The organism is Enterobacter sp. SM3, from assembly GCF_009811935.2.
In the GTDB taxonomy this organism is placed as follows: Bacteria; Pseudomonadota; Gammaproteobacteria; order Enterobacterales; family Enterobacteriaceae; genus Enterobacter; species Enterobacter asburiae_D.
Genome location: NZ_CP099971.1, coordinates 400930 through 421332 on the forward strand (window position 1 = coordinate 400930; position 20403 = coordinate 421332).

The following is a 20403-nucleotide window of genomic DNA, read 5'->3' on the forward strand; positions in this document are numbered from 1 at the left end:
TCACCCCTTATATCCGAAACAGGTTGTACTCGTTGCACAGCACCAGCAGCGCCGGTTCGTCTTCTTCGATGTTGTTATAGCGGGCAACGGGCTGCAAAAAGTGTTTATCGTGCTCGTCGTCGTTTACCGATGACACCTCCCCAACCAGCACGTCGCCGAAGCCGCGTTCGCCCCAGAAGCTGTGGTACAGACCGGGTGTCAGGCAGATGCTTTCCCCTGGCATGAGGCGCAGCTGGCTGCCGGGCGCGTGGGTCTGACGACAGCCGTCGACGGTGACCGTCACGTCGGTGTTTTCCGTCTCTTCATGCGCCCCGGCATTCCATAACTCAATAATCAGATTCCCGCCGCCCCGGTTGATGATGTCCTCCCGCTTGCGCCAGTGAAAATGCATCGGCGTCACCTGGCCGTCGCGCACGTGCATAATTTTTTCGGCATAGCCTTTTTCATAAGGCACGCCGTTGGGCGAGCCGTTGCGCAGGGTAAACAGCGTCAGGCCCTCAGCGGCAAAGCTGTTGCCGCCGAACGCCGTCACGTCCCAGCCGAGCTTGAGGTCGAATACCTCCTGCCATGCGGCCTGGTCAAGCTGCTGCCATTTTGTTGGCGGAAAGCTGGCAAACGGCGGGAGATGCACGTCGTGCATGGAAAAGAACTGTCGCGTGTGGCCGAGAATTTCATTGATGTCGGAGCGTTTCATGGGGACTCCTGGAATTTTATGCAAAACCACCCCTCACCCTAACCCTCTCCCCAAAGGGGAGAGGGAACTTGAACACCCTCGCCCCTTTGGGGAGAGGGCCGGCTGAGGGGGTTACTTAACCGTCCAACCCTTATAGGTACCGACGTTCTTTTTATCGATCATCGTCACCGGGATCAGCACCGGCGCTTTCGGCGCAGGTTTACCCTGTAGAATGTCATAGCCGATCTCCACCGCTTTTGCCGCCATCACCTGCGGATCTTGCGCCGGGGTTGCGACAAACAGGGAGTTTTCGCGCTTCAGCGCTTCCTCACCGTCCGGAGAACCATCCACGCCGACGATAAAGAACTCATTGCGCTGCGCCTGCTTCGCGGCCAGATCGGCGCCGATCGCGGTCGGATCGTTAATCGCAAACACGCCGTCGATCTTCGGATTGGCCGCCAGCAGGGAGGTCATGACTTCCAGACCGCCTTCACGACTGCCCTTGGCGTTTTGGTTATCCGAGAGCACCTTGATATCCGGATGTTTTTTGAATTCCGTCTGACAACCTTCCACGCGGTTTTGCACCGCAGAGACCGGTGGTCCGTTGATGATCACCACGTTGCCTTTGCCTTTCAGGCGGTCGGTAATGTACTTACAGGCCATTTCGCCCGCCTGGGTGTTATCGGAGGTGATGGTGGCATCAGCCCCTTCCGCCGCCACGTCAACCGCAACAACCACGATCCCGGCGTCCTTCGCGCGCTTCACCGCCGGGCCGATCCCTTTGGAATCCGCAGCGTTGAGGATGATCATGTCTACCTTCGCGGCAATAAAGTTGTCGATCTGCGCCACCTGCTGGCCCAGATCGTACCCGCTGGAGACCAGCGTCACCTTGACGTTATCGCCAGCCAGCTTGCGCGCTTCCAGCTCGGCACCTTTGGTGATCTGCACGAAGAACGGGTTGGCCAGGTCGCCCACCGTCACGCCGATGGACTTCAGATCTTTTGCCTGCGCAAACGGTGTTGCGGCAAGCAGTGCGCCAGCACAGAGCGCGGTCACTAACGGTTTCAAACGCATAGGATTTTCCTCGAAGCTGTAGGGTTTTGTTGTTATGCACTTTGATGGTGTCGGGTACGGTATTTGTCGATCAGCACCGCTATGATGATCACCGCCCCTTTGATCACCAACTGCCAGAAGTAGGAGACGCCCATCAGCGTCATCCCGTTGTTGAGGGTGGCGATGATCAGCGCGCCGACTAGCGTGCCGGTGATCGTGCCGATCCCGCCGACGAAGCTGGTGCCGCCGAGGATCACCGCCGCAATCGCATCCAGCTCGTAACCCGTGCCGAGGTTGCCGTTAGCGCTGTAGAGGCGCGAGGCGCTCATCACGCCGCCTAAGCCCGAGAGCAGGCCGCTCATGCCGTAGACAAACAGCAGCACCAGCCAGACCTTAATGCCGGTCAGTCGCGCCGCCTGCATGTTGCCGCCGACCGCGTAAATGTGAACGCCGAGCGTGGTGCGGCGCAGGATGAACCAGCAGATAGCAATCACCGCCAGGGCGATCACCACCAGCCACGGAATCGGGCCGAGGTAGTTATTGCCGATCCACTCGAAGCTGATGTTGGAGTTAATAACCGTCGTGCCGTCCGCCAGCAGATAGGCCGCACCGCGCAGCGCCGTATAGGTGCCGAGCGTCACGATGAAGGGAGGCAGCCCGGCAAAGGCCACCAGCGCGCCGTTAAACAGGCCCAGCACCATGCCGAGCATCAGCGCGGCCGGAATGGAGAGCATCGCAAATTCAGGGATAAGCGAGACCACCATCGCCGCTACCGCCGTGGTGCCCAGAATCGAGCCGACGGAGAGGTCAATCCCGCCGGTCAGGATGATGAAGGTCATCCCCGCCGCCAGCACGATGTTGATCGACGCCTGGCGGGTAATGTTGAGCAGGTTGCTCTCGGTGAAAAAGTTAGGGGCGATAAAGCCAAATACCGCCACAATCAGGATAAGAATCGGCAAAATGCCGACCGTTTGCATCAGATCGCTCATCAGCATTTTTTTGGCGGAGGCGGATTTCGCCACCTGCTGCGGATGGGTAGGAGTTGTCATGATTGCACCGCCTGATGAGTGTCGTTCACGCCGGTTGCCAGCGTCATAATATTTTCCTGAGAGATGTCGCGTCCGTGGAGTTCACCCGCGATGCTGCCTTCCCGCATCACATACACCCGGTCGCTCATGCCCACCACTTCCGGCAGCTCGCTGGAGATCATCAAAATCGCCACCCCTTTGCGCGCCATCTGGTTCATGATGCGGTAGATCTCGCTTTTCGCGCCGACGTCCACGCCGCGCGTGGGTTCGTCCAGAATCAGAATGCGCGGGCCGATGGCCACCCAGCGGGAGATCAGCAGCTTTTGCTGATTGCCGCCGGAGAGCCCGCCCGCGCGCACCTGCGAATGCGGTACGCGGATGTTGAGCAGGGCGATAGCGTCATCGGAAATGGCCTGCGCTTTTTTGCGGTTTAACATGCCGAAGGTGGCGTCGCGCTCCAGCGTCGCCATGGTGATGTTCTCCTGCGCCGCCAGCTCCAGAAACAGCCCCTGCTCCTTGCGGTTTTCGGTGAGAAAACCGATGCCGTTTTCGATGGCCGCGCGCGGGGAGTGGATCACCACCGGCTCGCCGTCGACCTCAATCATGCCGCCGGTGGCTTTACGCACGCCGAAGATGAGCTGCGCCAGCTCGGAGCGTCCGGCCCCGACCAGGCCCGCCAGCCCGACGATTTCGCCGGAACGTACCTGCAGACTGCACGGCTGCACTTTTTTACCGTCGGTGAGGTGGTGGACGTTGAGACGCGGGCTGCCGAGGGGAATATCATGCTCTTTGTTGAACAGGTCGCTTAACGGGCGGCCCACCATCATGCGCACCAGCTCGGAGGCATTCAGCTTGTCGCGCGTCAGGCTGCCGACGTACTGCCCGTCGCGCAGCACGCTGACGCGGTCAGAGAGTTCATACACTTCCGCCATGCGGTGGCTGATATAGATAATCGCCATCCCTTCATCGCGCAGGCGCAAAATCAGTTCAAACAGGCGGTGTGTTTCCCGCGAGGAGAGGGCGGCGGTGGGTTCATCCATCACCAGAATGCGGCTGTTGCGGTGCAGCGCGCGGGCGATCTCTACCTGCTGCTGCTCGGCGATGGTCAGCTTCATCACCCGATCGGTGGCGCTGAACTGTGCCCCGAGACGGTCAATCACCGCCTGCGCCTGAGCGGCCATCTCTTTGCGCTGGACCATCCCGCCGCGCGACAGCTCGCTGCCGAGAAAGATATTTTCGGCAACGGTCAGATTGGGCGCGAGCTGCATCTCCTGATAAATCAGGGTAATGCCTGCGGTCAGCGCATCCTTCGGCCCTTTAATGTGAAACGGCTGACCGTCGATCAGGATCTCGCCGCTGGTGGCGGTATAGGCTCCCGCGAGGATTTTCATCAGCGTGCTTTTTCCCGCGCCGTTTTCCCCCATCAGCGCGTGGATCTCTCCGGGAAAGACCGTCAAATCTACACCCTTGAGCGCGTGGAAACTGCCAAACGTTTTGGCAATGCTGCGCATCTCTAATACCGGGGTTCTGCTCATGGCGGATCTCCTGCGAATGCCGATATCTGCACTTCATCACAGGTGCGTAAATGCAAAATGTCAGAAGCTGTTCATATTTGTCATAGTTATGAATAGCTAATGTAGATCACAGTTATTGAACTACCCTCACCCCGGCCCTCTCCCTGAAAAGGAGAGGGAGCAAATCATCCCCTCGCCCCTTTGGGGAGAGGGCCAGGGTGAGGGGACACCAAACCGCACAGGAGCCCAAACCCATGCCATCACGCCCCCCGTTTTTCGCCAGCGCCCGCGGACGCCTGCTGATTTTCAATCTGCTGGTGGTCGCCGTTACGCTGATGGTGAGCGGCGTGGCGGTACTCGGCTTTCGTCACGCCAGCCAGATCCAGGAGCAGGTGCAGCAGCAAACGCTGGATGACATGACCGGCAGCATGAACCTGGCCCGCGATACCGCCAACGTGGCGACGGCGGCGGTACGGCTTTCGCAGGTGGTGGGGGCGCTGGAGTACAAAGGCGAAGCCGAGCGCCTGAAGCAGACGCAAATGGCGCTGCGCCGCTCGCTGGAACAGCTTGCGGATGCGCCGCTGGCGCAGCAGGAGCCGGCGCTGGTGGCGCGCATTATTCAACGAAGCAATGAGCTCCAGCAGAGCGTGACTGAGATGCTTGAGCGCGGACAGCGACGCCATCTGGAGCGTAACGCGCTGCTGAGCTCGCTGTATCAAAGCCAGAGCTACCTGCGTCATCTGCAGGACATCAACCGCCGCTATGGCAGCAACGTACCGGATGCGCAGCAGCTGATGGAGATGGACCGGCTGATCGCCGCTGCCATCGACACCCCTTCGCCGCGCGCGACCGTTCATCAACTGGACGCCGTGGCCGCAACGCTGCCCCGAAATGCCGTACAGCCGGTCGTGAAGGGAGTATTGCCTGATTTTAATGCCGAGTTAGGCAAGCTCGCCCCGCTGTCGAAGCAGCTGGAAGAGAGCGATCTGGCGATAAGCTGGTATATGTTCCACATCAAGGCGCTGGTGGCGATCCTCAACGGTGACATTAATCAGTACGTCGAGCAGGTGGCGCAGGCCTCCCGGCTTCGCACGGCCCAGAGCCATCACGAGCTGCAGTCCATCAGCGTGTTTATCAGCATCTTCGCCGTGCTGGCGCTGATCATTACCGGGTGCGCCTGCTGGTATATCTACCGCAATCTGGCCTCTAACCTGACGGCCATTTCCCGGGCGATGTCGCGCCTTGCTCACGGCGAACAGGATGTTTCCGTTCCCGCCCTCCAGCGGCGCGATGAGCTGGGCGAGCTGGCGCGCGCGTTTAACGTTTTTGCCCGCAATACCGCCTCGCTTGAGCACACCACGCGCCTGCTGAAAGAGAAAACCACGCAGATGGAGATTGACCGCGTCGAGCGTCAGGGGCTGGAAGAGGCGCTGCTGCACAGCCAGAAGATGAAAGCGGTCGGACAGCTGACCGGCGGGCTGGCGCATGATTTTAACAACCTGCTGGCGGTGATCATCGGCAGCCTTGAGCTCACCGACCCCGAATCGAAAGACGCGCCGCGCATTAGCCGGGCGCTGAAGGCGGCCGAGCGTGGTGCCTTACTGACGCAGCGCCTGCTGGCGTTTTCCCGCAAGCAGTCCCTGACGCCGCATGCGGTAGAGATGCTGCCGCTGCTGGAGAACCTCCGGGAACTGATGCGCCACTCTCTGCCTGCCACCCTGACCCTGGAGATTGAAGCGCAATCCCCGGCCTGGCCCGCGTGGATAGACGTCAGCCAGCTGGAAAACGCCATCATCAACCTGGTGATGAACGCGCGCGATGCGATGGAAGGGCAAAGCGGGGTGATTAAAATTCGGACCTGGAACCAGCGCGTCACCCGCAGCGACGGACGCAGGCAGGATATGGTGGCGCTGGAGGTTATTGACCGCGGCAGCGGCATGTCGCAGGAGGTAAAATCCCGGGTCTTTGAACCGTTCTTCACCACCAAGCAGACCGGAAGCGGGAGCGGGCTGGGCCTGTCGATGGTCTACGGCTTTGTGCGCCAGTCCGGCGGGCGCGTGGAGATTGAAAGCGCGCCGGGACAGGGAACGACCGTCCGGCTTCATCTCCCGCGCTCTGTGCTGCCCGCCGCCGCAGATGATGAAGCGCTCTCAGCCACCGACTCCGTGGATAGCGAGCGGCTGGTTCTGGTGCTGGAAGATGAGGCGGATGTCCGTCAGACCCTGTGCGAGCAGCTGCACCAGCTTGGTTATCTGACGCTGGAAGCGGACAACGGCGAGCAGGCGCTGAACATGCTGGCGGCGTCGCCGGATATTGGCATGTTTATCAGCGACCTGATGCTGCCCGGCAGCCTCAGCGGGGCCGAGGTGATTAACCATGTGCGTAATCATTATCCGCAGCTTCCGGTGCTGCTGATTAGCGGCCAGGATTTACGACCCGCGCATAACCCACAGCTGCCGGACGTCCAGCTACTGCGTAAGCCGTTTACGCGGGTGCAGCTGGCGCAGGCGCTGCGGAAAGTCTGTTTATAAGCAGTGATATTTAGGAATTCATCAAGAGCCTGAGTAAACCGGGGGATGCTAACCTGCGCAAAATTTGGCAGATTGGGATATAAAGGGAACTATGCCGGTACTTACAAGAGGGGACTCACAAATGATTGTGATGCCTACAACTTACAGCCCAAAGACCGTAGCAAGGTCTTTCAAGCTCGTTGATGAATTCGAACTCTCCGGGCGAGTGTTACATGTCATTTTTGATAGGCAGACGCCAAGGGCTGCGATTATTGAAGCGGATGTCGAAACCTTCGATGGTGTACCTCGGCATCGGGTTGTTGCTGCCCTGGATTTACAGCGTAAAACGCATTTGGGTGAAGATATCATTGCTGTCGAGCGCTGTTGGGAAGATGCCAATGTTATTCAGGTAGAAGGTATATGCGTTGATCCCGCCGAGCGCGACAAGGGATTGGCAACTCGTCTGTATGAAGCCCTGGTATTACATTGCGGCGTGACGCTTGTCAGCGACTTTGAACAATATGAGGGTGGGAAGATGCTCTGGCAGAAAATTGCCCGGGAGTCTGACCAAATCGCTGTATTTGTTCTCGATACCGAGCAGGGAGCATTTTGGCCGTATGATGGTAGCAAGGTTATCTATGACGGAGGGTGTATCCCCGAAGATCGTATCTGGAGCCATTCACCGGATCAAAAATGTTATGGCATTGTACTGGTTGCAGAAAATAAACAGCGTGCGAATCAGCTGATGGAAGATCCTGGGCACAACTGAATTTGAGATTCCTCCGCTACCCCCGTTCCCTGTCGTTCATTATCGTAAAGCCAGTTCACCTGCGAGTCTGGCCTTATGAAACGTTACTCAACTGCTCTGTTATTCGGTCTGCTGTCACTCACCAGCCAGCTGGCTCATGCCGATATTGTTGATGATGCTATTGGCAACATTCAGCAGGCGATCAACGATGCCTATAATCCCAGCAGCAGCCGTAGCAGCAGCGACGACGATCGTTATGACCGCAGCCGTCAAATCGACAGCCGCCAGTACGACGATCGCCGTCGGCAGCTTGAAGACAGACGTCGCCGTCTCGACGAGCGTCAGCGCCAGTTGGATGACGATCGCCGTCGGTTAGAAGAAGATGAGCGCAGGTTAGAGGACGATTTCGATCGAGGTTAAAGCCTGGTGGCGCTTCGCTTACGCAGGCCTACCAAATCCTGGACCGTAGGCCGGGTAAGGCGCAGCCGCCACCCGGCAAAACTCAGTCGAGTACCAAAATCATCCCGTCATAGCCCGCTTCTATGCCCTGCGGCAGCGGATTATCCATCATCCACACGTCAAACTGATGGCTGATGTGCGTCAGGATCACCTGCGGGCAGCCAATCACCTCGTTTAACGCAATCACGGTATTTAAGTCGCAATGGTTTCGCGGCGTCTCGTTGCGCGGTTCGTGACTGCAGTCGATGATTATGGTCTGCGGCTGGTTGTTGAGCAGGAACTTCACCGTTTTTTCCGGCAGCCCGGCGGTGTCGGAAAGCCAGGCCACGCGGCTGTGGGCCGATTCCAGCAAATACCCGAAGGTTAGTTTTGAATGGTTGAGCGGCAGCGGCGTGACCCGCATTCCCTGAAGTTCAAACATCACAAACGGTTCGACCGTGTGGCTGAAATCCAGAATCCCCGGATGTTTAAACAGGTCGTCGCAGCCCGCTTCGTCCGGCGGACCGTAAACCGGAATGGTCGCGCCAACGCCCCAGCGCAGGGGGAAGAGACCCTGAACGTGATCCATATGGTAATGGGTCAGCAAAAACTGCTGAAAGCTGCCCGCAGGCCAGTCATCCATCAGGTGCGGAATGCCCGCGTCCAGCAGCGTCACCGCATCGTTGAATTTGACCATCGCGCTGCAGGGGCGACGGCGATAGTTGTCCTGCAGGCGCGCCCGGCGGCAGGCCGCGCAGTCGCAGCCAAAGACCGGCACCAGCTGGGCGCCACCCGTTCCCGTCAACGTGATGGTCAGACTCATAACGCACCTCTACAGCGGTTTGGTGAATCGGAAATGGCTCTGCGTGTATCCTTCACGAACGTAAAAACGGTGCGCGTCGGTGCGCTTCACGCTGGTGGAAAGCTCGGTTAGCTCCGCACCGGCCTGTCGTGCCACCTCTTCCGCCCAGGCCAGCAGCTGACTTCCCACCTTTAACCCACGCGCCTGCGGCATCACGACCAGCTCCTGGATCTCGCCGATCCAGCGCGCGTGATGGAGGTGAAACTGCATGTGCAGACCGATCATGCCGATGACCTGTCCCTCTCTCTCCGCAAGTTGGTAGCGCATGTTGTGATCCTGCAGATTGGCAAGAAACCCGGCGTGGAACGCCTGATGGTCGAACTCTGCCTGCTTCAGTTCGCAGATCAGGGCATAGACAATCTGCGCATCGTCGGCAGTAGCGGGGCGAAGCTGGCAGTCAGGCATGCTGTTTCTCCTTCTGGCGGATAAGCGATAAAAAGGTATCGACTGACTGTAGCAAACTTCCGTCGTTATTGAGGATGTGGCAGTCGGACGGGGCATAGCGGGCCGCACGCTCAAGCCGCTGATCGATCTCACGGGCTGATTCACGCCCCCGACTCTGCAACCGGCTGCGCAGGACGTCCGGCGAAACCTGCAGGCAGACCGGCAGCAGGGCCGCCTCATAGCGGGCGCGCGCTTGTGGCAGATGCGCACGCGAGCCGTTAACCAGCACGTCAAAACCCGCGTGCAGCCAGAGGTCGATCTCAATGCCGACACCGTAATAAAAGCCGTTGGCGTGCCAGCTCAGCGCCAGCAGGTTTTGCCCGGCGCGGGTAAAAAACTCCTGCTCGCTCAGGGCAATATGGTTTTCACTCCCGGCATTGGCCGCGCGAGTAATATAGCGGTGCGCAACCAGCAGCTGCGGATGTTCCCGCTGCCGCAAGGCGGACAGCAGGCTGTCTTTACCGGAGCCGGAGGGCCCCATTAACCAGATGAGCCTTCCCATCAGAACACCCTTTTTCCCTGACGCCAGACGTGGTCGATATGAACGTGTTCGCCCTTGCGGTGGGCCAGCACCAGGTCCGCGCGTTTACCCTCGGCGATTTCCCCGCGATCCTGAAGATTAAGCGCGGTGGCCGGGTTTTTCGTCACCAGACGAATCGCCTGCGGCAGCGTAAAGCTGTTGCCTTCGTCGTCCGCCACCCGGAACGCCGCATCCAGCAGGCTGGCGGGATAGTAGTCGGACGAGAGAATATCCAGCAGGCCGAGGGAGGCGAGCCTGCTTGCCGCCACGTTGCCGGAGTGCGATCCGCCGCGCACGATGTTCGGTGCGCCCATCAGCACGTTCATGCCGTGCCTGCGGGAGGCTTCAGCCGCTTCAAACGTGGTGGGAAATTCGGCGATCACGCTGCCAAGCTGGTGGGATTCGCGCACGTGATCGTGCGTGGCGTCGTCATGGCTGGCCAGCGCGATATTGCGGTCACGACACATGGCGGCAATCCTGAGGCGGTTAGGCTGCGACCACTGTGCCGCCAGCGCCAGCTGCTCTTCTTCGTAGCGCGCCATCTCGGCGTCGTTGAGCGAGTATTTGCCCTGATAGTATTCGCGATACTTCTCAATGTTGGCGAACTGGCGCTGCCCCGGCGAGTGGTCCATCAGGGAGACCAGCGAGACCGGCTCGCGCCCGACCAGCTTTTCAAACAGCGGCAGGGTAGTGTGGTGCGGCAGCTCGCAGCGCAGGTGCAGACGGTGCTCGGCGCGGTTGAGGCCGCGTTTTTGCGTCTCTTCTACCGCGTTGATCATCTTCTCCAGATTCTCCAGGCGGTCGCCGCCGTCGCGCACGTCGCCAATCGCCACCGCGTCCAGCACGGTGGTGATGCCGCTGGCGACCATCAGCGCGTCGTGGCTGCTCATGGCCGAATGGGCGGGCCAGTCCACCTTCGGGCGCGGGGTGAAGAATTTGTCCAGATTATCGGTATGCAGTTCAATCAGCCCCGGCAGCAGCCAGCCGCCTTCGCCGTCCATCGCTTCAGGGGCACGGCTCTGGGTTTCGGCAAAGGCGCGAATAACGCCTTCATGGACTTCAACCGAGCCATCAACGACTTCATTTTCCAGCACCAGCCTGACGTTATTGATAATCATGCGTTTGTCCCCATCGGGTGCAATCTGTCCGCCACGCGGTTGCGTACGGCGTCGTCGTGGAAGATCCCGACGATCGCCGCGCCGCGCGCTTTGGCCTGTTCGATCAGCTCCACCACGGCCGCGCTGTTTTTACCGTCGAGCGAGGCGGTGGGTTCATCCAGAAGTAAAATCGGGTAGTCGACGATAAAGCCGCGGGCGATATTGACGCGCTGCTGCTCGCCGCCGGAAAAGGTCGACGGGGCAAGGTGCCACAGGCGCTCGGGCACGTTGAGGCGCGTCAGCAGGCTGGCGGCTTTGGCGGCGCAGGTTTCGCGCGGTACGCCGAGATCCAGCAGGGGCTGCATCACCACGTCCAGGGCGGAGATCCGCGGGATCACCCGCAGAAACTGGCTCACCCAGCCGATCGTCGTGCGGCGCACTTCCAGCACCTTACGCGCGGGGGCCTGCACCAGATCGACCCACTCATCGTTGTGGCGAATGCGGATATGGCCTTCGTCCGGGAGGTAGTTGGCGTACAGGGAGCGCAGCAGGGTGGATTTTCCGCTGCCGGAATGGCCGTGCAGCACCACGCATTCGCCGCTGCTGACCTCTAACGAGGCATTTTGCAGCACCGGCAGGCGCACGCCGTTTTGCTGGTGGAGCACAAAGGTCTTACTTACGTTTTGTACGTGGATCATGTTGGCCTCGCGATTCGTTTTGCCGGGTGGCGGCTTCGCCTTACCCGGCCTACGGGTGCGGTGTTCATTTTGCCAGGTGGCGGCTTCGCCTTACCCGGCCTACAGGTGCGGCGTTCGTAGGCCGGGTAAGCGCAGCGCCACCCGGCAACAGCAACCTCAGTTCTGCAATACGGACGACACCAGCAGCTGGGTGTACGGATGGTGCGGATCGTCGAGCACCCGGTCGGTGAGCCCACTTTCCACCACCTGACCCTGCTTCATCACCAGCAGACGGTCCGCCAGCAGGCGCGCGACGCCCAGATCGTGGGTGACAATCACCACCGCAAGGTTCAGCTCCACCACCAGGCCGCGCAGCAGGTCGAGCAGGCGCGCCTGCACGGAGACGTCCAGCCCGCCGGTGGGTTCATCCATAAACACCAGCTTCGGATGGGTCACCAGGTTACGGGCAATCTGCAGGCGCTGCTGCATCCCACCGGAGAAGGTCGTTGGCAGGTCGTCGATGCGCGAGGCGGGGATCTCCACCTCCTCCAGCCAGTGCTGGGCGGTGGCGCGGATGTTGCCGTAGTGGCGTGCGCCGGTGGCCATCAGGCGTTCGCCGATGTTGCCCCCGGCGGAGACCTGACGGCGCAGGCCGTCCATCGGGTGCTGATGCACCACGCCCCACTCGGTGCGCAGCAGGCGGCGGCGCTCGGCCTCGCTTATGCCATAGAGGGAGCGTCCCTGATACAGGATCTCGCCGTGTTGCGGCGTCAGGCGCGCGGAGATGGACTTCAGCAGGGTGGTTTTGCCGGAGCCGGACTCGCCGACGATCCCCAGCACCTCGCCCGGCCACAGCTCGAACGACACGTCGCTGAAGCCTTTGCCTGGCGCATACAGGTGGGTCAGGTTGTTAACCGAAAGCAGCGGTTTCATTGGCCGTTCGCCTCGCTCTGTTGGCGGCAGTAATCGGTGTCGGAGCAGACAAACATCCGTTTGCCCGTGTCGTCCAGCACCACTTCGTCCAGATAGCTGTGTTTGGATCCGCAGATGGCGCACGGCTCGTCCCACTCCTGCACCGTAAACGGGTGATCGTCGAAATCGAGACTTTCCACGCGGGTGTAAGGCGGGACGGCGTAGATGCGTTTCTCGCGACCGGCGCCGAACAGCTGCAGGGCGGGCATCATGTCCATTTTCGGGTTGTCGAATTTCGGGATCGGCGACGGATCCATCACGTAGCGCCCGTTCACCTTCACCGGGTAGGCGTAGGTGGTGGCGATATGGCCGAAGCGGGCGATATCCTCATACAGCTTCACCTGCATCACCCCGTACTCCTCCAGCGCGTGCATGGTGCGGGTTTCGGTTTCGCGCGGCTCGATAAAGCGCAGCGGCTCCGGGATCGGCACCTGGAAAATCAAAATCTGATCTTCCGTCAGCGGGGTTTCGGGGATGCGGTGACGGGTCTGGATCAGCGTCGCGTCTTCGGTTTTTTCGGTGGTGGTGACGCCGGTGACGCGCTGGAAGAAGCTGCGGATCGACACGGCGTTGGTGGTGTCGTCCGCGCCCTGGTCGATGACCTTTAGCACGTCCGCCTCGCCGATCACGCTGGCGGTGATCTGAATACCGCCCGTGCCCCAGCCGTAGGGCATCGGCATTTCGCGGCCGCCGAACGGCACCTGATAGCCCGGAATAGCCACCGCTTTAAGTATCGCGCGGCGGATCATGCGTTTGGTTTGCTCATCCAGATAGGCAAAGTTGTAGCCGCTTAAGTTAGCCATTGGCGCGCTCCCGTTGCAGGCGTTTCAGCAGTTCCAGTTCGGCCTGGAAATCGACGTAGTGCGGCAGCTTGAGGTGCGAGACAAAGCCGGCGGCCTCAACGTTATCCGCGTGGGCCAGCACGAACTCTTCGTCCTGCGCCGGGCCTGCAACGTGCTCGCCGTAGTCCGGCGCCTGCAGGGCGCGGTCGACCAGCGCCATGGCCATGGCCTTGCGCTCGCCGAGGCCGAATACCAGCCCGTAGCCGCGGGTAAAGTGCGGGTCTTCATTTTCGGGCGCGACAAAACCGTTCACCATCTCGCATTCGGTCATCAGCAGTTCGCCGACGTTCACCGCAAAACCCAGCTCTTCCGGCACGATTTCGACGTCGATGTAGCCGCTGCGAATTTCGGCTGCAAACGGGTGGTTGCGCCCGTAGCCGCGCTGGGTGGAGTAGGCCAGCGCCAGCAGATAACCTTCGTCGCCGCGCATCAGCTGCTGCAGGCGGGACGAGCGCGAGCACGGGTAAACCGGCGGCGTGCGGGTGATGTCATCCGGCTGCGCGTCTGAATCTTCCTCCGCCTTCGCCAGGCCCTGTTTTGCCAGCAGGCTGAAGACGTGCGGAGACGGTTCCTGTTCAGCGTCGGAGGTGCTCAGCTGCGGCGCTTCGCCGTTCGCCAGTAGGGTAAAATCCAGCAGGCGATGGGTGTAGTCGTAGGTCGGGCCAAGCAGTTGGCCGCCGGGGATGTCTTTATAAACGGCAGAAATGCGGCGCTCCAGGCGCATCTCCGCCGTGTTCACCGGCTCGCTCACCGCCAGTTTGGCAAGCGTGGTGCGGTAGGCGCGCAGCAGGAAGATGGCTTCCACGTTATCGCCGCTGGCCTGCTTCAGGGCCAGCGCCGCCAGCTCGCGGTCGGCGATGCCGCCCTCGGTCATCACGCGGTCGACGGCAAGGTTTAGCTGCTGTTCAATCTGGGCGACGCTCAGCTCGGGAAGCCGTTCATCGCCCCGTCGTCTGTGCGCCTGTAGCGCATGGGCGGCGGCGATGGCCTTCTCGCCCCCTTTGACGGCAACGTACATCAGCACACCTCCACGTGGGTGGTCCGCGGGATTGCCAGCAGGCGCTCGCCGCAGGTCAGGATCAGGTCAATGCCCAGCGGGAACGGGTGCGGGCGTTCGGTCAGCTCGTGAATGATGCACTCCGGCAGCTGCGGCGCGACCATGCGCTCGTCGGCGATGCCTGCCCCGGTGAGGCGCAGCATGCGGCCGCCGCTCAGGCTGGAGACCTGCAGGATCAGCGTGGCGCTGGTCTCCGGGGCGACGGCGCTGCCTTCGCTCAGGGCGTTGAGCTGTTCATGGCTAATTTGTTCGTCGGCCACGGCAAAAACCGCCTGCTGGGGCTGATCGACCAGCGGGGCGCTGGTGTGAAAACGCAGGTTCTGGCTGGCGATATCGTTCGACAGCGCGCCCGAAAGCCACACCGGAGTGTCGTTATCGGCAAGCGTCAGCAGCACGCTGGTGGTCGCCAGGTTCAGCGGCAGCCAGCCCTGGGAGAGCTGGTGCAGCGAGACAATCACGCCCGGCTCGCTCATCGCCTTCAGCAGGCGACGAAAACTGTGTTGGGCATCCTGGACGGCCAGGGTAAAAGCAGGTTGAAGCGTCATGCGTTGTCTCCGCGAACGAGCGTAAAGAAGTCGACCCGGCTGCTGTTCACTTCGGCCTGACGTGCGGCAATGCGCGCGGCGCGGTCGGCTTCCAGCGGGGCAATAAGGGTTTCCATTAACGTCTGGAAATAGGGTTGTTCCTGTAAAAGCGCGTCGATCACCGCGCAGCGCTCGGCGTGGGCTTTGTCGCGCCCCAGCACGTAGCTGTAGCCCAGCGTGCCGCTGTTCAGACGGATCGCCGCGCGGGTGAGGGTGGCGTCTCCGGCGAAGAAGCGCTCGCCGGTGCCGCCCATGCGCGCCTGGATCTGAACGAGGCCGATCTCCGGGGCGCGGAGGGTGTCGTAATCGGGTGCCAGACTCAGGGCGCTCATGCGGGCAGAGAGCGCGGCAGGCTGGCTGTGGGCCAGCACGCGCATCCAGCGCTGTCGGGTGGAGGTGTCGAAGTGCATTCAGTGCTCCATGGTGAATTCGATCATGTCGGCGCGGGTCAGGCTGACGGAGTATTCCGTCGCGTTGATCTCGCCGTCACGGTGGTTGAGGGTGCGCACGCAGAGCAGCGGGGCCATATTGGGAATTTCGAGCACCTTGCTCTCTTTCGCCTGCGCGCGACGGGCGCTGATGCGCGTCTGGGTGCGCTTGAGCGCAACGCCTGTTGCATCCTGAAGAAAGTCATGCAGCGAGCCGCTGGAGAAATGCTGGAGCACGGGCCAGAGGGCGAGGTCCGCGAAGTAGTGGTCTATCTGGCACACCGCCACGCCGTTAACCCGGCGCAGGGTGCGCAGGTGAATGACGTTATCGCCCTCCTGAATGCCCAGCGCGTCCGACACGTGGCTGGAGGCCGGGCGCAATACCGAGAGCAGCTTTTCGCTGGTCGGGTGGCTGCCCTGATCCAGCAGGTTCTGGCTAAAGCGCGCCTGGGCGTTGAGCGGGTAGTCGAACGGGCGCATCAGCACAAGGACGCCCACGCCCTGACGACGCTGGACCCACCCGCGCTCGACCAGTTGGTCAATGGCGCGGCGCAGGGTGTGGCGGTTTACCTCGTAGCGGTCGGCAAGCTGCTGCTCGGCGGGCAGGTAGTCCCCGCAGCGGTAGTGCGTGCGCAGCTCCACTTCGAGCTTTGCCGCAATCTCTTGCCAGCGGGTGGGGTAACTGGTCGGATGTCTGGATAAGTGCATAGAAAACAAAGCCTCGCTTCTCAGATGAAGTGCTTACGCAAACGTTGAGAGAGGAAATCCAGCAGGCTGACGGTGACGATGATGAGCACCATCAGGGCGCAGGTTTGCTGGAACTGGAAACCGCGAATCGCTTCCCACAGGGTGACGCCAATCCCGCCTGCGCCCACCATGCCCACCACGGTGGCGGAGCGGACGTTGGACTCAAAGCGGTACAGGGAGTAGGAGATCAGCAGCGGCATCACCTGCGGCAGGACGCCGTAAAGGATCTCTTCGATTTTGTTGGCGCCCGTGGCGCGGATGCCTTCCACCGGGCCGGGCTCGATGGCTTCGACCGCTTCGGAGAGCAGCTTGGAAAGCACGCCGGTGGTGTGGATGAACAGCGCCATCACGCCGGCGAACGGACCCAGGCCGACGGCGACCACGAACAGCATCGCAAAGACCATCTCGTTGATGGCGCGGCAGGCGTCCATCAGGCGACGCATCGGCTGATACACCCACCACGGCACGATGTTTTCGGCGCTCATCAGGCCAAATGGAATGGAGAGAACGACGGCAAGGGCGGTGCCCCAGACGGCGATTTGCAGGGTGACAGCCGTTTCGCTGAGATAGTCCTGCCACTGGCTGAAGTCCGGCGGGAAGAAGTCGGCGGCGAAGGTCGCCATGTTGCCAGCGTCTTTGAAGAGCAGCAGCGGATCCATTTCCGCGCCCTTCCAGGAGATAACCAGCACCGCCAGCAGGATGGCCCAGCTTATGAGCGAAAACCAGCTGCGCTTCGGCGGTGGGAGGGTGATGGTTTGCATGTTGGCTCCTTTGGGTTTAGTCCCCTCTCCCTTGAGGGAGAGGGTTAGGGTGAGGGGGAAATGTGCGCGCTGATGCCCTCACCCCGGCCCTCTCCCACGGGGAGAGGGAGAAAGGCACTACTGCACCGCTTTATTCACGCTGGTCATGGCGCTCAGCGCGGCGGTCAGGCGGTCGAGGTCTTCCAGCTGGGCCTGAATGGTGGTCACTTTGCTGGTCTTCTCCTCGTCCTTCAGCCCTTTGTTGTCCTTCACGCCCTGCATCTCTTTAAACAGCGCCAGCTGACGAATCGGGACCAGCTGCAGGTCGCTTGACGGGCGGAACGGTGCCCAGCCCAGACGCTCCAGGACCGCTTTCTCTTCCGGCGTTTTACCATAGGTCATAAAGAAGTCGTACACCTTGTCCTTGGTGCTTTCAGACAGGTTTTTACGCCACACGATCGGGTCGCCCGGGATCAGCGGCGATTTCCAGATGACCTTGATCTCTTTCAGCTTGTCCGGCGCGGAAGTTTTCAGCTTGTCGAGGTTTTCGGTGTTGTTGGTGGCAACGTCCACCTGCTTGTTGGCCACGGCCAGGGCGTTAGTTTCGTGGCTGGCGTTCACCGTGCGTTTGAAGTCGCTGGCGGAGGCGTTGTTTTTGGCGAAGACGTAGTAGCCGGGGACAAGGTAACCGGAGGTGGAGTTCGGATCGCCGTTGCCGAAGGTTAACTCTTTGCGTTTGGCGAGCAGGTCGTTGAGGTTGTTGATCGGGCTGTCTTTGTTCACGATCAGCACGCTCCAGTAGCCCGGGGAGCCATCTGCCGCGACGGTCTGGGCAAAGACCTGGCCGTTCGCGCGGTCCACCGCCTCCATGGCGGAGAGGTTGCCGTACCAGGCGATGTCCACTTTGTTGAAGCGCATTCCCTGGATGATGCCCGCGTAGTCCGGGGCAAAGAAGGCGTTAACTTTGATCCCCAGTTTGGTTTCCATATCTTTCAGGAACGGTTCCCACTGAGGCTTCAGGTTCTGCTGTGATTCCGTCGAAATAATGCCGAAGTTCAGCGCTTTTTCCTGCTCTTCCGCATACGCTGGGCTAAACAGGGTGCTGAGGCTGAACATGCTGGTAAAGGCCAGCGCGGCAACGGCTTTGTAGCTCATGTACTTTCCTCGGATCGGGTTTAATTAAGCAGCCTGCGCGTTCTCTTCGACGCGGTTAATGCTGCGGTAGAGATGGTCAAAACGTTCGTTATCAAACTGATGGCTCGCGCCATCAAAGAACACATGTCCCTGACGCAGGGCGACAATGCGCTCGCAATAGCGCAGGGCGTAATCCACCTGATGCAGCGTGACCACCACGGTGATGCCGTCGTTCTGGTTAATGTCGTGCAGGGTCTCCATCACGATGCGGGCGGACTCCGGGTCCAGCGAGGCAATGGGTTCGTCAGCGAGAATGATTTGCGCTTTTTGCATCAGGGCGCGGGCAATGGCAACGAGCTGCTGTTGTCCACCGGACAGGGTGGAGACGCGCTGGTGGGCGAAATGCGCCATGCCGACGCGGGTCAGCGCCTGTAAGGCTTCCTGCTTCTGGGAAGGGGAGAACCAGCGCAGACAGGTGCGCCAGAATGGGGTGCTGCCGAGCGCGCCAATCAGCACGTTCTCCAGCACCGTCAGGCGGTTCACCAGGTTGAACTGCTGGAAGATGTAGCCCGTCTGGGCGCGGCTCTTGCGGATATCGCTGGCGAGACGCCCCGCGCGCTGCACGCTATTGCCCAGCAGCTCGACGTGGCTTTCCGGCGTTTTATCGCAGGTGATAAGGCCGCTTAAATGACGCAGAAGGGTGGATTTACCTGAACCGGATGGCCCCAGCAGCGCCACCATTTCGCCCTGATGGACGGTCAGATCAACGGCATGCAGAGCCTTATTGTGATTGAAGGTCTTGCTCAGTTTCTCGACGCGGATGACGGTTTGCATGTGCTGGGCCTCACGATAAATGTGGCCTCATGCTGGCGCATCAATGTGACATTTGGGTTAAGTCTGGGTTGCGGGAGTTTGAAGAGTTGAGGGGAATTCGATGACAATCACCGTAGGCCCGGTCAGCGCAGCGCCACCGGGCACTGTTGCCGGCTGCGCTGCGCTTATCCTGCCTACGACGTTTGGTGTTGCTTAACGACGTTAATCATCCACGGCACGCCGTATTTATCGGTGACTTTACCGAAACCGTGCGCCCAGAAGGTTTCCTGCCAGGCCATTTCGATATTCCCGCCCGCGGCGAGGTTGTCGAACCAGCGCTTGCCTTCATTAACGTCCTGGGTATCGAGTACCAGCGTGAAACCCGCGTACTGCGCGTTGCTGCCCGGCGGCATCCCGTCGCTCATCATGATATCGCTGCCCGCAATGCGAACGTTGGAGTGAGCGATAGCCGAATCCGGAAATTGCATACCGGACGGACAGCCTTCATCGCTGTTATCGCTTTTTGGCATTTCGCCGAAGGTGATTTTATAGAGGGGTTCTGCGCCGACGGCTTGCTGGTAGAAAGAAGTGGCTTCTGCACAGTTGCCGGCGAAAGAGATGTAGGGACTTAACGGCATAATCTTTACCTCACGTAAGAAAAGCCCGTTAAGTGTAGTTCCCGAAAGCCCGGTAAGCGAAGCGCCACCGGGCGGGTAAATCAGTTCTTTTTCACGAACTCGGATTTCAGCTTCATCGGACCGAAGCCGTCAATTTTGCAGTCGATATTATGATCGCCTTCAACCAGACGGATATTCTTCACTTTGGTGCCAATCTTCAGCATGGAAGAACTGCCTTTCACTTTCAGGTCTTTAACCACGGTAACGCTGTCGCCGTCCGCCAGCAGATTGCCGTTCGCATCTTTTACGACAAGTGCATCAGCATCGTGTGATGGTTCGGCATCATTCCATTCGTGAGCGCATTCCGGGCAGATGAACATGCCATTATCTTCATAGGTGTATTCAGAATTGCATTTTGGGCAATGTGGGAGTGACATATCGGTATCCTCAAAAAAAGTGTAAACGCGCTGGAAAGTGCCAGCTAAATGACGGCAGCGTGCCGAAAAAGGCGGCAAGTATAGCGCAAATCCACACGGTTGTCGGTGATATTGTGAATTAAAAAAATGCAAAAAGCGTATCGGGAGTGACACTTCCTGTCAGTCAGTTAAGCGATGCTAACGTCATTAACACGGTGGAAAGAATGGGTGCTAAATATATCGAATATTTTATTGCGGCAAATTGCTACGCTCCGCCATTTCGGATAAGGTGAAGCGACACATTGTTATTTATCTCCTGACTTCGCTGCCATCCATATCTTTTGGCAGGGGCGTATTACCTCTCTTTTTAGGTGGGTAAATAATGATGATATATCCTGAAGTTTCTTAAAATTGGGCTACGCTTTTTTCCTTTGGCCGTCAGGCCCGGAGGGGAGCTATACACGCCATGCAAGGATAGCGAATTATTTC

The 20403-nt window shown here is 60.0% G+C and carries 23 protein-coding genes; 3 read left to right on the forward strand and 20 right to left on the reverse strand.

Annotation, left to right across the window (positions count from 1 at the left end; translation table 11 throughout):
• Positions 1 to 7: 7 nt before the first annotated feature.
• From GVO84_RS01755 to GVO84_RS01770, 4 genes are all read right to left on the reverse strand, one after another.
• Entirely contained in the window at positions 8 to 694 is a 687-nt protein-coding gene (locus GVO84_RS01755) for a D-lyxose/D-mannose family sugar isomerase (protein ID WP_159515344.1), read from the reverse strand.
• Positions 695 to 805: 111 nt separating this feature from the next.
• Entirely contained in the window at positions 806 to 1747 is a 942-nt protein-coding gene (locus tag GVO84_RS01760; RefSeq protein ID WP_021242935.1) for an ABC transporter substrate-binding protein, read from the reverse strand.
• Between the two features lie 32 nt (positions 1748 to 1779).
• Positions 1780 to 2775 carry an ABC transporter permease subunit gene (locus GVO84_RS01765; protein ID WP_032662554.1) on the reverse strand — a complete coding sequence of 332 codons (996 nt, stop codon included), beginning with the start codon at positions 2773 to 2775 and terminating at the stop codon, positions 1780 to 1782.
• The gene (locus GVO84_RS01770; protein WP_159515345.1) at positions 2772 to 4289 is read right to left on the reverse strand and encodes a sugar ABC transporter ATP-binding protein; all 1518 of its coding nucleotides are present in this window, start codon (positions 4287 to 4289) and stop codon (positions 2772 to 2774) included. Before GVO84_RS01770 ends, GVO84_RS01765 begins: the two co-directional genes overlap by 4 nt.
• Before the next feature lie 233 nt (positions 4290 to 4522).
• On the opposite strand from GVO84_RS01770, the gene GVO84_RS01775 reads away from it, so the two are divergent.
• The 3 genes from GVO84_RS01775 (at position 4523) to yjdP (ending at position 7946) form a co-directional block, all read left to right on the forward strand.
• Positions 4523 to 6799 (forward strand): hybrid sensor histidine kinase/response regulator, encoded by a 2277-nt coding sequence (locus GVO84_RS01775; protein ID WP_159515346.1) that lies wholly within the window; start codon positions 4523 to 4525, stop codon positions 6797 to 6799.
• A 121-nt stretch (positions 6800 to 6920) separates the two neighbouring features.
• Positions 6921 to 7547, forward strand: a complete 627-nt coding sequence (locus GVO84_RS01780; protein ID WP_159515347.1) for a GNAT family N-acetyltransferase — start codon at positions 6921 to 6923, stop codon at positions 7545 to 7547.
• Positions 7548 to 7622: 75 nt separating this feature from the next.
• Positions 7623 to 7946: a DDRRRQL repeat protein YjdP gene (yjdP, locus tag GVO84_RS01785; RefSeq protein WP_121426258.1), complete on the forward strand. Its 324-nt coding sequence runs from the start codon at positions 7623 to 7625 to the stop codon at positions 7944 to 7946.
• Between the two features lie 82 nt (positions 7947 to 8028).
• Here the strand turns inward: yjdP and phnP are convergent, their stop codons facing one another.
• From phnP to GVO84_RS01865, 16 genes are all read right to left on the reverse strand, one after another.
• A complete protein-coding gene (phnP, locus tag GVO84_RS01790) occupies positions 8029 to 8787 on the reverse strand; it encodes a phosphonate metabolism protein PhnP (RefSeq protein ID WP_159515348.1) in 759 nt (252 codons plus the stop codon).
• Positions 8788 to 8796: 9 nt separating this feature from the next.
• Positions 8797 to 9231 carry an aminoalkylphosphonate N-acetyltransferase gene (gene phnO / locus GVO84_RS01795; protein ID WP_159515349.1) on the reverse strand — a complete coding sequence of 145 codons (435 nt, stop codon included), beginning with the start codon at positions 9229 to 9231 and terminating at the stop codon, positions 8797 to 8799.
• A complete protein-coding gene (phnN, locus tag GVO84_RS01800; protein WP_121426261.1) occupies positions 9224 to 9775 on the reverse strand; it encodes a ribose 1,5-bisphosphokinase in 552 nt (183 codons plus the stop codon). The genes phnO and phnN overlap by 8 nt, the downstream gene beginning before the upstream one ends.
• Complete coding sequence (gene phnM, locus GVO84_RS01805) at positions 9772 to 10908, reverse strand: alpha-D-ribose 1-methylphosphonate 5-triphosphate diphosphatase (RefSeq protein ID WP_159515350.1); 1137 nt, start codon at positions 10906 to 10908, stop codon at positions 9772 to 9774. The genes phnN and phnM overlap by 4 nt, the downstream gene beginning before the upstream one ends.
• Positions 10905 to 11585, reverse strand: coding sequence for a phosphonate C-P lyase system protein PhnL (gene phnL, locus GVO84_RS01810; RefSeq protein WP_159515351.1), 681 nt, complete (start codon positions 11583 to 11585; stop codon positions 10905 to 10907). Before phnL ends, phnM begins: the two co-directional genes overlap by 4 nt.
• 156 nt (positions 11586 to 11741) lie before the next feature.
• On the reverse strand, positions 11742 to 12497 hold the full coding sequence (gene phnK / locus GVO84_RS01815; protein ID WP_048958899.1) for a phosphonate C-P lyase system protein PhnK: 756 nt from the start codon (positions 12495 to 12497) through the stop codon (positions 11742 to 11744).
• Complete coding sequence (phnJ, locus tag GVO84_RS01820) at positions 12494 to 13339, reverse strand: alpha-D-ribose 1-methylphosphonate 5-phosphate C-P-lyase PhnJ (protein ID WP_159515352.1); 846 nt, start codon at positions 13337 to 13339, stop codon at positions 12494 to 12496. The genes phnK and phnJ overlap by 4 nt, the downstream gene beginning before the upstream one ends.
• A complete protein-coding gene (locus GVO84_RS01825) occupies positions 13332 to 14396 on the reverse strand; it encodes a carbon-phosphorus lyase complex subunit PhnI (protein ID WP_159515353.1) in 1065 nt (354 codons plus the stop codon). The genes phnJ and GVO84_RS01825 overlap by 8 nt, the downstream gene beginning before the upstream one ends.
• The gene (phnH, locus tag GVO84_RS01830; protein ID WP_032662532.1) at positions 14396 to 14980 is read right to left on the reverse strand and encodes a phosphonate C-P lyase system protein PhnH; all 585 of its coding nucleotides are present in this window, start codon (positions 14978 to 14980) and stop codon (positions 14396 to 14398) included. The genes GVO84_RS01825 and phnH overlap by 1 nt, the downstream gene beginning before the upstream one ends.
• Positions 14977 to 15429 carry a phosphonate C-P lyase system protein PhnG gene (phnG, locus tag GVO84_RS01835; RefSeq protein WP_159515354.1) on the reverse strand — a complete coding sequence of 151 codons (453 nt, stop codon included), beginning with the start codon at positions 15427 to 15429 and terminating at the stop codon, positions 14977 to 14979. Before phnG ends, phnH begins: the two co-directional genes overlap by 4 nt.
• Positions 15430 to 16155: a phosphonate metabolism transcriptional regulator PhnF gene (phnF, locus tag GVO84_RS01840; protein ID WP_159515355.1), complete on the reverse strand. Its 726-nt coding sequence runs from the start codon at positions 16153 to 16155 to the stop codon at positions 15430 to 15432.
• A 20-nt stretch (positions 16156 to 16175) separates the two neighbouring features.
• On the reverse strand, positions 16176 to 16955 hold the full coding sequence (phnE, locus tag GVO84_RS01845) for a phosphonate ABC transporter, permease protein PhnE (RefSeq protein WP_159515356.1): 780 nt from the start codon (positions 16953 to 16955) through the stop codon (positions 16176 to 16178).
• A gap of 117 nt (positions 16956 to 17072) precedes the next feature.
• A complete protein-coding gene (gene phnD / locus GVO84_RS01850) occupies positions 17073 to 18089 on the reverse strand; it encodes a phosphonate ABC transporter substrate-binding protein (RefSeq protein WP_159515357.1) in 1017 nt (338 codons plus the stop codon).
• 24 nt (positions 18090 to 18113) lie between these two features.
• Positions 18114 to 18902, reverse strand: coding sequence for a phosphonate ABC transporter ATP-binding protein (gene phnC, locus GVO84_RS01855; RefSeq protein ID WP_159515358.1), 789 nt, complete (start codon positions 18900 to 18902; stop codon positions 18114 to 18116).
• 173 nt (positions 18903 to 19075) lie between these two features.
• Positions 19076 to 19519: a VOC family metalloprotein YjdN gene (gene yjdN / locus GVO84_RS01860; RefSeq protein ID WP_159515359.1), complete on the reverse strand. Its 444-nt coding sequence runs from the start codon at positions 19517 to 19519 to the stop codon at positions 19076 to 19078.
• An 80-nt stretch (positions 19520 to 19599) separates the two neighbouring features.
• On the reverse strand, positions 19600 to 19935 hold the full coding sequence (locus GVO84_RS01865; protein WP_023334217.1) for a zinc ribbon domain-containing protein YjdM: 336 nt from the start codon (positions 19933 to 19935) through the stop codon (positions 19600 to 19602).
• Positions 19936 to 20403: the final 468 nt, after the last annotated feature.

Excerpts from the sequence above, each read along its gene's own strand:
- phnK (WP_048958899.1), bottom strand. The coding sequence starts at position 12,497 with ATGAAACCGCTGCTTTCGGTTAACAACCTGACCCACCTGTATGCGCCA.
- GVO84_RS01825 (WP_159515353.1), bottom strand. The coding sequence starts at position 14,396 with ATGTACGTTGCCGTCAAAGGGGGCGAGAAGGCCATCGCCGCCGCCCAT.
- phnC (WP_159515358.1), bottom strand. The coding sequence starts at position 18,902 with ATGCAAACCGTCATCCGCGTCGAGAAACTGAGCAAGACCTTCAATCAC.
- phnO (WP_159515349.1), bottom strand. The coding sequence starts at position 9,231 with ATGCCTGACTGCCAGCTTCGCCCCGCTACTGCCGACGATGCGCAGATT.
- GVO84_RS01865 (WP_023334217.1), bottom strand. The coding sequence starts at position 19,935 with ATGTCACTCCCACATTGCCCAAAATGCAATTCTGAATACACCTATGAA.
- phnD (WP_159515357.1), bottom strand. The coding sequence starts at position 18,089 with ATGAGCTACAAAGCCGTTGCCGCGCTGGCCTTTACCAGCATGTTCAGC.
- GVO84_RS01775 (WP_159515346.1), top strand. The coding sequence starts at position 4,523 with ATGCCATCACGCCCCCCGTTTTTCGCCAGCGCCCGCGGACGCCTGCTG.
- GVO84_RS01760 (WP_021242935.1), bottom strand. The coding sequence starts at position 1,747 with ATGCGTTTGAAACCGTTAGTGACCGCGCTCTGTGCTGGCGCACTGCTT.
- GVO84_RS01770 (WP_159515345.1), bottom strand. The coding sequence starts at position 4,289 with ATGAGCAGAACCCCGGTATTAGAGATGCGCAGCATTGCCAAAACGTTT.
- GVO84_RS01780 (WP_159515347.1), top strand. The coding sequence starts at position 6,921 with ATGATTGTGATGCCTACAACTTACAGCCCAAAGACCGTAGCAAGGTCT.
- GVO84_RS01765 (WP_032662554.1), bottom strand. The coding sequence starts at position 2,775 with ATGACAACTCCTACCCATCCGCAGCAGGTGGCGAAATCCGCCTCCGCC.
- phnM (WP_159515350.1), bottom strand. The coding sequence starts at position 10,908 with ATGATTATCAATAACGTCAGGCTGGTGCTGGAAAATGAAGTCGTTGAT.
- phnF (WP_159515355.1), bottom strand. The coding sequence starts at position 16,155 with ATGCACTTATCCAGACATCCGACCAGTTACCCCACCCGCTGGCAAGAG.
- yjdP (WP_121426258.1), top strand. The coding sequence starts at position 7,623 with ATGAAACGTTACTCAACTGCTCTGTTATTCGGTCTGCTGTCACTCACC.
- phnJ (WP_159515352.1), bottom strand. The coding sequence starts at position 13,339 with ATGGCTAACTTAAGCGGCTACAACTTTGCCTATCTGGATGAGCAAACC.
- phnE (WP_159515356.1), bottom strand. The coding sequence starts at position 16,955 with ATGCAAACCATCACCCTCCCACCGCCGAAGCGCAGCTGGTTTTCGCTC.
- phnP (WP_159515348.1), bottom strand. The coding sequence starts at position 8,787 with ATGAGTCTGACCATCACGTTGACGGGAACGGGTGGCGCCCAGCTGGTG.
- yjdN (WP_159515359.1), bottom strand. The coding sequence starts at position 19,519 with ATGCCGTTAAGTCCCTACATCTCTTTCGCCGGCAACTGTGCAGAAGCC.
- phnH (WP_032662532.1), bottom strand. The coding sequence starts at position 14,980 with ATGACGCTTCAACCTGCTTTTACCCTGGCCGTCCAGGATGCCCAACAC.
- phnL (WP_159515351.1), bottom strand. The coding sequence starts at position 11,585 with ATGATCCACGTACAAAACGTAAGTAAGACCTTTGTGCTCCACCAGCAA.
- GVO84_RS01755 (WP_159515344.1), bottom strand. The coding sequence starts at position 694 with ATGAAACGCTCCGACATCAATGAAATTCTCGGCCACACGCGACAGTTC.
- phnG (WP_159515354.1), bottom strand. The coding sequence starts at position 15,429 with ATGCACTTCGACACCTCCACCCGACAGCGCTGGATGCGCGTGCTGGCC.